Consider the following 13,132-nt stretch of genomic DNA (forward strand, 5'->3'; position numbering starts at 1 on the left):
AATGGCTAAAAATAATAATAGTGGCGTTCATTGCTCATTCTGCGGAATGAGTAAAAATGATGCCCAAATGCTTATCGCTGGAGATGGAGCTCACATCTGTGACCGCTGTATCAATCAAGCTGGCGAAATTCTAGCGGAAGAATTGAAACAACGTAAGAGTAAAACATTACAAACTGCGTTAAAACTCATTCGTCCCTTAGAGATAAAAGAACACTTAGATCAGTATGTTATCGGGCAGGATGACGCAAAAAAAGTGATCTCTGTTGCTGTATACAATCATTACAAACGTCTAAATCAAAAAGTTGATCAAGATGAAATTGAAATTGAGAAGTCAAATTTAATTGTTGTAGGTGAAACCGGTACTGGTAAAACTTTACTGGCCAAAACGGTAGCAAAGATTTTAAATGTACCTTTCAGTATTGTAGATGCTACAGTATTAACGGAGGCCGGTTATGTCGGTGAAGACGTTGAAAGTATATTAACTCGTTTATTACAGGCGGCAGATTACGATGTTGCGGCAGCCGAACGCGGTATCATCTATATCGATGAAATTGATAAAGTAGCACGTAAAAGTGATAACCCTTCCATTACCAGAGATGTATCTGGAGAAGGTGTTCAACAAGCATTGTTGAAAATCTTAGAAGGAACAGTTGTTAACGTACCACCTCAAGGTGGCCGTAAGCACCCTGATCAAAAAATGATTGCTGTTAATACAAGCAACATTTTATTCATCTGTGGTGGCGCATTCGATGGCATTCAAAAGAAAATTGCCAATCGTCTTCGTACTCAGACAGTAGGTTACAGAATGAATGAGGATGATGCAGAAATTGATTTAAAAAATCTTTATAAGTACATCACACCTCAGGATTTAAAAAGTTTTGGTTTAATACCGGAATTGATCGGAAGATTACCTGTATTAACGTATTTGAACCCATTGGACAAAGAGACACTATTAAGTATCTTGACAGAACCTAAGAATGCGTTAATAAAACAGTATAGAAAATTATTTGAATACGAAGGAATTGAATTAAAATTTGATACCGAAGTCTACAACTTTATCGTAGACAAGGCTGATGAATTTAAACTTGGAGCTCGTGGTTTAAGAAGTATTTGTGAGGCTATTATGCTCGACGCAATGTTTGAAATTCCTACGTCAAAGGAAAAGACGAATCAAAAAGAACTGCATATTACGTTAGAATATGCGACGAAAAAATTTGAAAAGTCGGACATCAAAAAATTGCAAGTCGCTTAAATAAGAAATCCCTCGCATACCGCGGGGGATTTTTTTTAACCGCACAAATTTCTTCCCATAGGCCCTCCTTCAAATAGGTTAAATTATTAAATTGAAGAATTATGGCAAAAAGTAAAAAAAACGTAGATAGCCCTATCACACCAGGTTTAAAATCAAAAGAAGAGATTGTTCACAACTGGTTACCACGTTATACAGGAAGACCTTTAGAAGAGTTTGGTAATTATATTTTATTAACAAACTTCTCAAAATACGTCACTATTTTTTCTGAAATGCATGATAATGCACCTATTTATGGTGAAGATAAACCCATGCAAAGTGTTACTGCAGGCGGTATCACTATTATCAATTTTGGTATGGGGAGCCCAATGGCCGCAACCGTCATGGATCTATTGTCTGCTATTGCTCCGAAAGCAGTCCTATTTTTAGGAAAAACAGGGGGGTTGAAGAAAAAAATTGGTGTAGGAGAACTCATCTTACCAATTGCAGCCATCAGAGGAGAAGGTACATCCAATGACTATTTCCCCGCTGAAGTGCCTTCATTACCATCATTTGCATTGCAAAAAGCAATATCAACTACTATTCGCGACCACTCCAGAGACTACTGGACCGGAACAGTCTATACAACCAACAGACGGGTATGGGAACACGATAAAGATTTTAAAAAATATTTAAAAACGATACGTGCTATGGCTGTTGATATGGAGACAGCCACTATTTTCAGTGTCGGGTTTGCAAACAAAATTCCAACGGGTGCTTTATTACTTGTTTCGGACCAACCTATGATTCCAGAAGGCGTAAAGACAGCTAATAGTGATGTTAGTGTAACAGCGAAATATGTAGATGCTCATATCAGTATTGGTATTGATGCGCTTAAGCAACTTAAAAATAATGGGTTGACTGTGAAACATTTGAAATTCTAGGAAACAGACATTTTTTGGTATTTTTGCATAAACAAACAGTAAATTTATGTGGTATAATAACATTTTAGAAACAATAGGAAATACCCCTCTTGTTAAGCTAAACAAAATCACCAAAGATTTAAAAGGAACCATCCTAGCGAAGATCGAGACCAGTAACCCTGGCAACTCGATTAAGGACAGAATGGCACTTAAAATGATTGAAGATGCAGAGCAAGCTGGCTTATTAAAACCAGGAGGAACAATCATTGAAGGAACTTCTGGAAATACAGGTATGGGATTAGCCATGGCTGCTGTTGTCAAGGGCTATAAATGTATTTTTACCACAACAGATAAACAATCCAAAGAGAAAGTCGATGCTTTACGTGCCTTTGGCGCAGAAGTGATCGTTTGTCCCACAAATGTGGATCCTGAAGATCCACGCTCCTATTATTCAGTATCGAGCCGTCTGGAACGCGAAGTTCCCAATAGCTGGAAAGCCAATCAATACGACAATCCTTCAAATGCACTGGCACATTATGAACAAACTGGTCCTGAAATATGGGAACAAACTGAAGGAAAAATCACCCACCTTGTCGTCGGGGTCGGTACTGGTGGTACCATTTCAGGTACAGCTAAATATTTGAGAGAGCAAAACCCGAATATAAAGATATGGGGAATAGATACTTACGGATCTGTATTTAAGAAATATAAGGAAACCGGTATTTTCGATAAAAATGAAATATACCCTTACATAACAGAAGGTATCGGTGAAGATTTTTTACCGCAAAATGTTGATTTTAGTTTAATTGATCATTTTGAAAAAGTTACGGATAAAGATGCTGCATTAATGACTAGAGAACTGGCTCGTAAGGAAGGAATTTTTGCCGGAAACTCAGCTGGATCAGCATTAGCAGGTCTTATTCAATTAAAAGATCGCTTAAAAGAAGGTGATATTGTTGTCGTTATTTTCCATGACCACGGTTCGCGCTATATGGGAAAAATGTATAATGAAGATTGGTTAAGAGAACGTGGATTTTTAGAAGATGAGAAACTCAACGCAAAAAGTATCTTAAAAAGAAGAGGTGAGCAAGCAATTGTAACAGCAGATGTTGAACAAACTGTTTTTGAAGCGTTCAACTTCATGAAAACACTTAATATTTCTCAAATACCTGTAACACAGCAGGGAATGGTGGTCGGAAAAATAACAGAGTCTGATATTTTAAATGCTCTTTTAGAAAATCCAGCTCTGAAATCCTCGTCAGTACAAGAAGTTATGACAAAACCCTTTCCCTTTGTTGACTTAAATACATCGATTGATAAAATATCGGCTTTGATCAATAAAGATACACAAGCTGTACTGGTAGAAGATGAATTCGAAAAAATTAATATCATCACACAGTATGATATTATCAATGCAATATCTGAAGCATAATTAAATAAAATTGTATAAAAAAAGCCTTATTGTTAATAACAATAAGGCTTTTTTATGATAAGCAATTAAACTATGCTCCCATTGCATTCGCACTTTTGCGGAATGTATATGAGTTGAAAATTTGTCTTCTACCAAATCTTGGACGAGACTCAGCATTAATGAATTTCGTGTACACTGTTTTTGGAACACCAAAATACTCATAAGTACTTTTATCCTGAAATGTAACGCGTAATGTCTGACCCTTAAATTCAAAATCTTCAATAAAAAAGTTATTGATCGTATTGTTATACTCTTCTAAATTTGCTTCATGTGTCTCAGGAGAAATACTAACTAAGAAGTGGTAAGCCTCAATAATTTCTGTACTTTTTAACTCAGCTTCCTCTTTTTGTACTTCATCTTGAAATTTATCCGGATGCCAAGCTTTGATTAAGTCACGATATATCTTTTTTAACGTCGCTAAATCTTCATTTTTTGTAATACCAAAAATCTTTTTGGATTCACCTATTCTTTTCATAATATTTATTTTTCCCTATTCCAACCAAACCATATTGATTTTAGGATTTGCAAAAATACGTCAATTATATTTTAGAATGAACAATTGTATGTTAATTTTTTGTAATTTCATATTTTACATACATAAATTATGTATTTAACTTAGCAATACTGCCGAAAAGCCAAGTATAATCACCGCCCCTATGAGCTCATAACGAGCTTAATCTGACACAAAAAGATTTCCGTTGTGCATAAATGCGTGTATATAAGACATTCTAGAGACTGCTTCAGCTGAGCAGGTCGCATCTACAAAAGCAAGGTTAGCATCATCATTCGCTTTTGGCCATTGTTGTTTTCCTTCATCGTCTAAAGGCAAGAGTTGCTGTGTTGCAAAGCGTAGCGTACGTGAAAGCTGCAATTCGGTCGTATATCCGTATAGCTCTGCTATAAGGTTTGCTTTTTGCAGCATATTACCTGTACCAAATGTGCTCCAATAATCCTGTACATTATCATTTCCGATCAGCACATTTACTCCATGCTTTTTTAATGCTGGAATAGGCATGGGACGTCCTTTAAATGGCACTGAAGAAGCAATACCCACTTTTGCAAAAGCCAATTTCTCAGCAATCTCTTCTACCTCCTTTGCATTCAGTTGTGCTAAAGCAAAGGCATGGCTAATAAATGTTTTCCCCTGTAACTGAGGGTTTTCAACTGCTTTATCGATAAGATATTGAATTGTTTTCATTCCCGAAGGACCTGCTTCATGAAGATGAATATCTATTCCTTTATTATTATCCAATGCCAACTGTACAGTAAATTCTATAGGTTTCTCTATGCTTCCATCAATACTGAGTGGGTCAAGTCCGCCTATAAAATCAACCCGATCAGACTTCGCTACTTCTTTCATAATAGGAGCAGAATCTGTATAATAAAGCCCGTGTTGCGGAAAAGCAACAAGCTCCGCTTGAAAAGAATCTTTTTGATGTTCGAGCGCTAGCAAAAGATTCTCAAAAGATTGAAGCCCAGAGGTCGGATCTACATTAAAATGAGTTCTCGCATAAGTTGTACCATATCCCTGCAATAAAGCAATGAGTTGCTCGGCACGTGCTGTGGAGGTTGTCAACAATCTGGGAATGATCTCTTGCTCATAAGCAATCATATCTGCAACCGTTTTTCTTTTTGGAGATAGCGCTTGCCATGGTAAACCAAATAAAGTTTTATCGATATGAATATGCATGTCTTTAAAAGAAGGCAACATCAGCCTTCCTTTCATGTCAACAGCTTCTTCAGCTGCATTATTAGCTTTTATAGCTATTATCTTTCCGTTTGCAATTTCAATACAGAAGAGATCAGTAAGAGTACCGATCACCTCCTGGTTTTCATATTCGAATCCGGTCTCTAAACGAACATTTTTTAGTGTGTAATGCCCCTTGGCAATTAATTTATGAGATGGCAACATAAGATCAATGATTATATAACAAATATAAAAATCAACTACTGACCGATTAGGTACAGATTATGCCAACTGTTGTCAAAATTATCCTTGTTCTTTAAATTGAGATGGTGTCATTCCGGTATGACTTTTAAAAAATTTCGAAAAACTGGCGTGATCATAAAACCCTAAATCATATACAATATCCTTAACACTCATTTCCGATATTTTAAGCAAACGTTTTGATTCTAATAAAATACGGTCATGAATCAATGTCGATGCGGCGGTATTAATCACTTTTTTACTAACTATATTGAGGTAATTAGCGGAGATATGTAATTTTTCTGCATAAAAACCTACCGACCGATTTGATTTAAAATGAAGATCGATGAGCTGTACAAATTTTGAAATAATCGGATTTGAATGATATTTCTCAAAATCATGGAATGTAACCTCAAAAGACTTGCGCAATAACAAACCGATCAATTTGCTGCGTGTCTGAATAATTTCCCAAAGAATATTTGTTTCTTGCAATTCCTGTTCTATAGCTCGAAATTCATAAAGTAAAGCTGCATACAGCGATAGAGAAATCTGAAAAACAGGATGTTGCTGATAGTAAAGCGAAGAAAATCGAAGATCGGGAAGAAAACTTTCAAACCATTCACGACTGATCATCAATTGATAACAGACTGTTTCTTCATGAAATTGCCATTGATGAACCTGTCCCGGGAATAAAAAATGAACCTGCTGAGGTTCGATAACATAATTTTTAAAGTCAATGGTATGAGTACCACTCCCTTTCTCAAACAGCAGAATAATTAAAAAATCATGCTTATGCGGTTCAACAATATGACGAGAACCTCTGATCTCATGAAACAATAAATTTGTAAATCCTGAGGGTGCCTCAGTAAATTCTTGAATATTTAAAACCGGAAAATAATCGTGCTGGTTATCCATTTCTCCTCAAATTTAGTAATTCAATTTACTAAAAACAGAGGAGAATGGATTATAATCAACCATTTTTTTAATCTAGAGATATCTACACCAACTCGCCTTTATATACCAAAGTCTCCACATCAGAGATCCGTGATACTGCTTCTGCAGAACAACTCGCCTTGATCAACACAAAATCGGCCTGATCTCCAATATTTGGCCATTGTTTTACACCCTTATCATTTAGAGGTAAAGTGCCTCCCGTTGCTATCTTTAAACTTCTTGACAATAAAAACTCAGACGAATATCCGTACAACTGTGCCATCAAATTAGCCTTTTGTAGGACACTTCCCGTTCCAAATGTGTTCCAATGATCCACAATACTGTCATTTCCGGTCATAACCGTAACGTTATACTTATATAAAGTGGGGATCGGCATAATTAAACCACCGAAAGGAATAGTAGAAACAATACCGATTTGAGCACTTCCTAATTTTTCAGCAATCTCTTCTTGTTTTACTTTATCAATCTTGCCTAATACAAAACAATGACTTAAAAAAGTTTTACCCTTCAATGTAGGGTTCTCATTAACTTTATCAATCAGGTACTCCACTGTTTTCAATCCCGATTCTCCAGACTCATGCAAATGAATATCTATTCCTTTTTGGTTATCCAATGCCAGCTGAACTGTAAAATCTATTGTTTTTTCAATTTGTCCATCAATAGAATATGGATCTACCCCACCGATAAAATCAATATCCATTTGTGCTGCTTCCTTTAAATAAGGAACACTATCTGTATAATATACGCCATGTTGCGGAAAAGCGACGATCTCAGCACTAAAACTTTTATGTTTGTTCTCAAGCGCTTTTTGTAGATTTTTTAGCGACTGCAACTTCGAAGTAGGTTCAATATTAACATGACTGCGTGCAAATCCTGTACCTTTCGACTGTAATAATTCGATCAGTTTCTCTGCTTTGAAAGTTGAATTCTTCAATAAATCGGGAAGTATTTTTTGTTCTAAAGCAATCATGCCCTTCACGCCGCCAGCTCCACGTCTTATTGCCTGCCACTTGTCACCATAGAAAGTTTTATCCAAATGGATGTGCATATCTCTGAAAGAAGGCAACATTAGTAATCCTTTTGCATCAATAGCATCTGCGTTGGCTTGATTGGAACCGATTTTTGATATTTTACCATTTTCAACTTCAATATAAAATAAATCCGTCTTAGTACCAATTACATCAGCCTCATCATAAATAAAACCAGTTTCCAAACGTACATTCTTAAATTTCAGCATTTTACTTTTTATTTCTGTATGCATTGGATTGATAGATTTAGCGCTCAATGTGCTTAACGGAAGAGATGCGCCAGCAACAGCTATAGCGGCATTTTGTATGAATTGTTTACGGGATAAATGGTTCAAATTATTCACTTTCTTTTTTTGTTATAAAATTACAAGTAAACTAAATCAAAATAGAGGTACGTTTTATAACAATACTTGTCTGATTTATTCCAATTGATCTCGTAAGATTTCCATTGTAAAGTAACCATTAGTAATATCATCTTCCTTTAAGAAATCATGTTGCTCTTCACGAATCTTAACATAATATTTCCCTTTAAATAATGCCGGTAAAAGCTCTTCAATTTCATATACATCATCGACATCGATACCATATTTATCATCAATATGCGGAGAAATATGATGTTTAAAGAAAACCGTTTCTTTTGCGACTTCCTTTGCTTCCTCCAAGTTATAAGCAACAACCATTTCCTTATAATGATACTCTTCCATATCATTGGGTTTATACCCTCCCATATTAACAAAATAGAGTTTCAAGCTTCCATTGTTTACAGGCTCTTCCGAGATTGAAATTTGATAAGATCCGACTTTTGTCACTGCTCGCCAAGCATCAACATGAATCTCCCCTTTTGCCTCGGGCCAATAGGCTTCTATAGATGGAACCAGTTCTCCCAACCGTTCCGCAATACCAAAATAGATATCATGCTGTTCAACATGTCTACTTGATGGCTTACACCCTAACAATAACATAAAAAGATTCATATATTTCCTTCGATAAATTATACTTTTATTATCATTACTTTTATAAGGTACAATTAAAATCTAATGAGAGCAAAAAAATTATTCCTTCTTCTAATCAGCGGCATTCTATTTCCTTACGGCATCAGTGCTCAGAAAATTGATAGAAAATTAGACCGTAAATTAAGAGCCTTAACACAGGACTTTCGTGGAGATATTGGTATTTATGTAAAAAATCTTAACACTCAAAAAGAAGTACTTATTGAGGCTGACTCCATTTTCCCCACAGCTAGTATTGTTAAAGTACCTATACTGGTAGGTATTTTTGATAAAATAGAAAAAGAAGAACTGACACTGGATCAAAAATTCACTTACCGGTCATCACAGCAATATGGTGGTTCAGGTCTGATGCAATTTTTTAAAGATAGTAGTGAAACAGATCTCGCGACTTTGATAGGTCTAATGATTTCTTACAGTGACAATGTCACGTCTATTTGGAATCAGCAACTAGCAGGTGGGGGTTCGACAATAAACCAACTCATGGATCACTTAGGCTTAGTCAATACAAAAGTTAATTCCCGTACTGAAGGTCGCAATGAAATCTGGAAAAAATATGGTTGGGGACAGACTACCCCCAGAGAAATGGCAACCTTAGTAACGCAGATTTTTCAGGGTAAAGTTGTCAGCACAAAAGCATCAGATAAAATGTACCGTTATTTAGGAAATATCTTTTACAACGAACGATCCCTTTCTCAAATACCGCCATATGTAAAGACCGCATCCAAAACAGGCTCTGTTGATGAAGCCCGAGGTGAAGTTGTATTTGTAAATGCCCCTAGTGGTAATTATGTATTTTGTGTATTGACAAACAACATTAAAGATCAAAGCTGGACTAAAAATAATGAAGCTGAGGAAATCACCAGAAAGATCTCACATTTATTATGGAATTATTTTGAACCAAAAAAACCTTATACACCTTAAACTAAAAGCTAAATCATGAATAGAGCGAATTTTGAATATCATCTCGCTGTCGTAATTTTGATTTTTCTACATAGGTTCAAAATATTCTACTAAATTTACTTTATGAGTATCTTAACACAACATTTTGAGACGGTGCATAATACCGCACCATTTTCTAAAATAAATAACGAAGACTATATACCTGCATTTGATCAAGCTATTGCTAGCACTAGAACTGAAATTGATGCCATAGCAAATACCGTTGAACCTGCTACTTTCGACAATACGATTGTTGCATTGGCATTTTCGGGAATGTCTTTAGATCGTTTATCATCTATATTTTTCAATCTACATTCAGCGGAAACCAACGATGAATTAGAACAGATCGCTCAAGACGTTGCTCCAAAACTTGCAGCACTTGGTAATGATATCACACTTAATTTTGATCTTTTTAAAAGAATTAAGCAGGTTTATGACCATAAAGAAAAGTTGGATCTGACATTAGAGCAAACAACTTTATTAGAGAAAAACTACAAAGATTTTGTTCGCAATGGGGCGCTTCTGTCTGATGATAAAAAAGAGCAGCTTCGTGCTATTGATACTGAACTCTCGCTACTAAAATTAAAGTACGGAGAACATGTATTGGCCGACACCAATGCTTATGAACTTCATCTTACAGATGAAGCTGAGCTCGCTGGTTTACCGGACGGAGTTAAAGAAGCTGCAGCCGGATTAGCGAGATCTCAGGAAAAAACAGGTTGGATCTTTACCCTAGACTATCCAATTTATATCTCATTTGTCACCTACGCCGAAAATCGTGAATTGCGTAAAATAATCAGTATTGCCGCCGGTAAAAAAGCATATCAGGATAATGAAAATAATAACGAAGAAATTGTATTAAAAATTGCGAAACTTCGTTTTCAACGCGCACAACTGCTTGGGTATGAAACGCACGCCCACTTTGTTTTAGAAGAACGTATGGCACAGAATCCAGATAAGGTAAACGCATTCTTAGACGATTTATTGACCAAAGCAAAACCAGCAGCGAAAGATGAATTTCAGGAATTACGCTCTTTTGCCAGTGAAACTGATGGTATTACTATTTTAGAAAAATGGGACGGAGCTTATTATGCTGAAAAATTAAAACAAAAGAAGTTTCAGCTTGATGATGAACAGTTAAAACCTTATTTCAAATTAGAAAATGTACTGCAGGGAGCTTTTGAAATAGCAGGAAAATTATTTGGCTTACGCTTCAGTGAAGTGCAAACTATTGACAAGTATCATAAAGATGTACAAACATTTGAAGTAAAAGATGATGAAGATAATTTCATCGCTGTTTTCTATGCAGACTTTTTTCCAAGAAAAGGTAAACGCAATGGTGCCTGGATGACTTCATTTAAGCCACAATATAAAAAAGATGGTAAAAATGAACGTCCACATGTTTCAATCGTGTGTAATTTCACTCCTGCTACTGAAACCAAACCTTCGCTTTTAACATTTAATGAGGTAACAACTTTATTTCATGAATTTGGTCATGCTTTACATGGTATGCTAGCAGATACCGTTTATCCTACGCTTTCAGGAACTGCGGTGTTTTGGGATTTTGTTGAATTGCCTAGTCAGATCATGGAAAACTGGTGTTATGAACAAGAAGCATTGGCGCTATTTGCTAAGCATTATGAAACTGGAGAACCGATCCCAATGGATCTCGTTGAAAAAATTCGAGAAAGTGCTTCCTTTTTAGAAGGTATGGCTACACTTCGCCAACTCAGCTTTGGAAAATTAGATATGGGCTGGCATGGTCAAGATCCGACTACGATCGATAACCTCAAAAAGTTTGAAAATGATCAATTTGCATCGACACAACTCTATCCTGATGTTACTGATAATGCGATGAGTACATCTTTTTCCCATATATTTAATGGCGGTTATTCTTCCGGTTATTACAGTTACAAATGGGCTGAGGTGTTAGATGCAGATGCGTTTGATTACTTTAAACAAAATGGCATTTTTAACAAAGAGATTGCAACTAAGTTTAAAAATACAGTTTTATCCAAAGGTGGCACTGAACATCCAATGAGTTTGTACAAACAATTTAGAGGCCAGGAACCGACGGTAGAAGCTTTATTGAAACGTGCTGGTTTAATGAAGTAAATATTTGTCAATGCATAAAAAAGGATGCTTTATGATCGTAAGGCATCCTTTTTTATTATTCTTTTTTTTAATAGTCCCTATTTTGTAGCCTCAGCTTTTTCGTCAGCTACCGTATTTTTATCGGTGTTATCTTTTGTAGCAGTTACCGTTTTTGTATTATTATCGGGAGCAAGGCTTGGGTGTGTTACCGGACTTTCTTTAACTTCAGAAGGTGATGCAACAGGTTTAGCTGCTTCCACTGATTTTGTGCTATCAGTAGCCTTTGGTGCTACCTTTGTAGCAGCAGCTTTAGCTACTGGCTTTGATGCTGATGCTGGTTTCGAAATATTAGTTGCTTTTGCCGAAGCTGGTTTTGACGCTGTTGTAGCAGGCTTAGTTGCAGTTGCGACTTTCGGGGCTTCCGCGACCTTTGCCGTTGCCTTCGCAGGAGCAGTTTTAGGCGTTGACTTTGATGCTGTTGTTGTAGATTTACTTGTATTTGTGTCTTTCGGAGCTTCCGCTACCTTTGGAGCTACTTTCGCAGGAGCTGGTTTTGCTGCAGGCTTCGATGCTGTTGCTGCAGGTTTACTTGCAGTGGTGGCTTTCGGAGATTCCGCTACCTTTGGAGCTACTTTCGCAGGAGCTGGTTTTGCTGCCGGCTTCGATGCTGTTGCTGCAGGTTTACTTGCAGTAGTGGCTTTCGGAGCTTCCGCTACCTTTGGAGCTACTTTCGCAGGAGCAGATTTAGCCACTGGCTTTGATGCTGTTGCTGCAGGCTTACTTGCAGTGGTGGCTTTCGGAGCTTCCGCTACCTTTGGAGCTGCTTTCGCAGGAGCAGGTTTTGCTGCAGGCTTTGATGCTGTTGCTACAGGCTTACTTACAGTTGTGGACTTAGAAGCTTCAACAACCTTTGGTGCTACTTTCGCGGCAGCAGGTTTAGCGACTGGTTTTGATGCTGTTGCTACAGGTTTACTTGCGGTTACTGGTTTAGGTCCTTCAGTAACTTTTGGCTTATCAGCTTCTTTTTTTACTTCGATCTTTTTTTCTGCGACAGTTTTACTATCCTTTTTCTTACTTTTAGAAACTGCATCTTTTTTTAAAGACTTACTATCCTTTGATTTCTTCTTTTTATTCTTATCAGATTTAATTGCATCATCATTCTTATTAGAAGTGACTCGTTTGATCGTTTCATCTACATGAAAAAAGGGCAATTTTTCCTGAATTTCCGAAAGTGTTTCTTTCACTTTTTTATTCAGCTTTTTATATGCCTTTACTAATTTAGATTCCTCTTTTGAAGTCTCTTTTTTAGATGATTTCTTTAATTTGCGCGGTGTTTTCGATTTTTCTGCAATTGTTTTTACATTGCTTACATCAGCTGCGAACTTCTTTTTAGCAACTGGAGTAGACGTTTTTTTATTTGTCTTTTTCGAATTTTTAGATTTTATTTCCTTAGCCATGTAGATTTATTTTTTGATTCAATGAATATTTCACACTTATAACAATTCTGATTAACAATTGTTTGTATATCAATATATGTAAGATACAAAATATATTGTAT

The 13,132-nt window shown here is 36.4% G+C and carries 11 protein-coding genes; 5 read left to right on the top strand and 6 right to left on the bottom strand.

All coding sequences use genetic code 11. The annotated features are described in order from the left end of the window. Position 1 precedes the first annotated feature (1 nt). From clpX to FHR29_RS13335, 3 genes are all read left to right on the top strand, one after another. Positions 2–1,252, top strand: coding sequence for an ATP-dependent Clp protease ATP-binding subunit ClpX (gene clpX, locus FHR29_RS13325; RefSeq protein WP_132773687.1), 1,251 nt, complete (start codon positions 2–4; stop codon positions 1,250–1,252). 101 nt (positions 1,253–1,353) lie between these two features. After that, positions 1,354–2,172: an AMP nucleosidase gene (locus FHR29_RS13330; protein ID WP_021188870.1), complete on the top strand. Its 819-nt coding sequence runs from the start codon at positions 1,354–1,356 to the stop codon at positions 2,170–2,172. 46 nt (positions 2,173–2,218) lie between these two features. Then, a complete protein-coding gene (locus FHR29_RS13335; RefSeq protein ID WP_183915265.1) occupies positions 2,219–3,583 on the top strand; it encodes a pyridoxal-phosphate dependent enzyme in 1,365 nt (454 codons plus the stop codon). Between the two features lie 70 nt (positions 3,584–3,653). Here FHR29_RS13335 and FHR29_RS13340 read toward each other — a convergent pair whose 3' ends face one another. The 5 genes from FHR29_RS13340 to FHR29_RS13360 all read right to left on the bottom strand — a co-directional run bounded on the left by FHR29_RS13340 (position 3,654) and on the right by FHR29_RS13360 (position 8,505). Continuing rightward, positions 3,654–4,097 carry a KTSC domain-containing protein gene (locus FHR29_RS13340; protein WP_132773691.1) on the bottom strand — a complete coding sequence of 148 codons (444 nt, stop codon included), beginning with the start codon at positions 4,095–4,097 and terminating at the stop codon, positions 3,654–3,656. A gap of 198 nt (positions 4,098–4,295) precedes the next feature. Further along, positions 4,296–5,534, bottom strand: a complete 1,239-nt coding sequence (locus FHR29_RS13345) for an amidohydrolase (protein WP_183915267.1) — start codon at positions 5,532–5,534, stop codon at positions 4,296–4,298. A gap of 78 nt (positions 5,535–5,612) precedes the next feature. Beyond that, the gene (locus FHR29_RS13350; RefSeq protein WP_183915269.1) at positions 5,613–6,464 is read right to left on the bottom strand and encodes a helix-turn-helix transcriptional regulator; all 852 of its coding nucleotides are present in this window, start codon (positions 6,462–6,464) and stop codon (positions 5,613–5,615) included. A gap of 82 nt (positions 6,465–6,546) precedes the next feature. Then, entirely contained in the window at positions 6,547–7,875 is a 1,329-nt protein-coding gene (locus FHR29_RS13355; protein WP_311732296.1) for an amidohydrolase, read from the bottom strand. Positions 7,876–7,950: 75 nt separating this feature from the next. Beyond that, the gene (locus tag FHR29_RS13360; RefSeq protein WP_183915271.1) at positions 7,951–8,505 is read right to left on the bottom strand and encodes a DUF1543 domain-containing protein; all 555 of its coding nucleotides are present in this window, start codon (positions 8,503–8,505) and stop codon (positions 7,951–7,953) included. 63 nt (positions 8,506–8,568) lie between these two features. Between FHR29_RS13360 and FHR29_RS13365 the strand changes: the two genes are divergently transcribed. Both FHR29_RS13365 and FHR29_RS13370 read left to right on the top strand, forming a co-directional pair. After that, positions 8,569–9,462 (top strand): serine hydrolase, encoded by an 894-nt coding sequence (locus FHR29_RS13365; protein ID WP_183915273.1) that lies wholly within the window; start codon positions 8,569–8,571, stop codon positions 9,460–9,462. A 102-nt stretch (positions 9,463–9,564) separates the two neighbouring features. Next, positions 9,565–11,595: a M3 family metallopeptidase gene (locus FHR29_RS13370; RefSeq protein WP_183915275.1), complete on the top strand. Its 2,031-nt coding sequence runs from the start codon at positions 9,565–9,567 to the stop codon at positions 11,593–11,595. Positions 11,596–11,672: 77 nt separating this feature from the next. Here FHR29_RS13370 and FHR29_RS13375 read toward each other — a convergent pair whose 3' ends face one another. Further along, the gene (locus FHR29_RS13375; protein ID WP_183915277.1) at positions 11,673–13,031 is read right to left on the bottom strand and encodes a hypothetical protein; all 1,359 of its coding nucleotides are present in this window, start codon (positions 13,029–13,031) and stop codon (positions 11,673–11,675) included. Between the last annotated feature and the right edge of the window lie 101 nt (positions 13,032–13,132).

This window comes from Sphingobacterium sp. JUb56, assembly GCF_014191365.1.
In the GTDB taxonomy this organism is placed as follows: Bacteria; Bacteroidota; Bacteroidia; order Sphingobacteriales; family Sphingobacteriaceae; genus Sphingobacterium; species Sphingobacterium anhuiense.

Coding starts and splice junctions, on each gene's coding strand:
- clpX (WP_132773687.1), top strand. CDS start 2: ATGGCTAAAAATAATAATAGTGGCGTTCATTGCTCATTCTGCGGAATG.
- FHR29_RS13330 (WP_021188870.1), top strand. CDS start 1,354: ATGGCAAAAAGTAAAAAAAACGTAGATAGCCCTATCACACCAGGTTTA.
- FHR29_RS13335 (WP_183915265.1), top strand. CDS start 2,219: ATGTGGTATAATAACATTTTAGAAACAATAGGAAATACCCCTCTTGTT.
- FHR29_RS13340 (WP_132773691.1), bottom strand. CDS start 4,097: ATGAAAAGAATAGGTGAATCCAAAAAGATTTTTGGTATTACAAAAAAT.
- FHR29_RS13345 (WP_183915267.1), bottom strand. CDS start 5,534: ATGTTGCCATCTCATAAATTAATTGCCAAGGGGCATTACACACTAAAA.
- FHR29_RS13350 (WP_183915269.1), bottom strand. CDS start 6,464: ATGGATAACCAGCACGATTATTTTCCGGTTTTAAATATTCAAGAATTT.
- FHR29_RS13360 (WP_183915271.1), bottom strand. CDS start 8,505: ATGAATCTTTTTATGTTATTGTTAGGGTGTAAGCCATCAAGTAGACAT.
- FHR29_RS13365 (WP_183915273.1), top strand. CDS start 8,569: ATGAGAGCAAAAAAATTATTCCTTCTTCTAATCAGCGGCATTCTATTT.
- FHR29_RS13370 (WP_183915275.1), top strand. CDS start 9,565: ATGAGTATCTTAACACAACATTTTGAGACGGTGCATAATACCGCACCA.
- FHR29_RS13375 (WP_183915277.1), bottom strand. CDS start 13,031: ATGGCTAAGGAAATAAAATCTAAAAATTCGAAAAAGACAAATAAAAAA.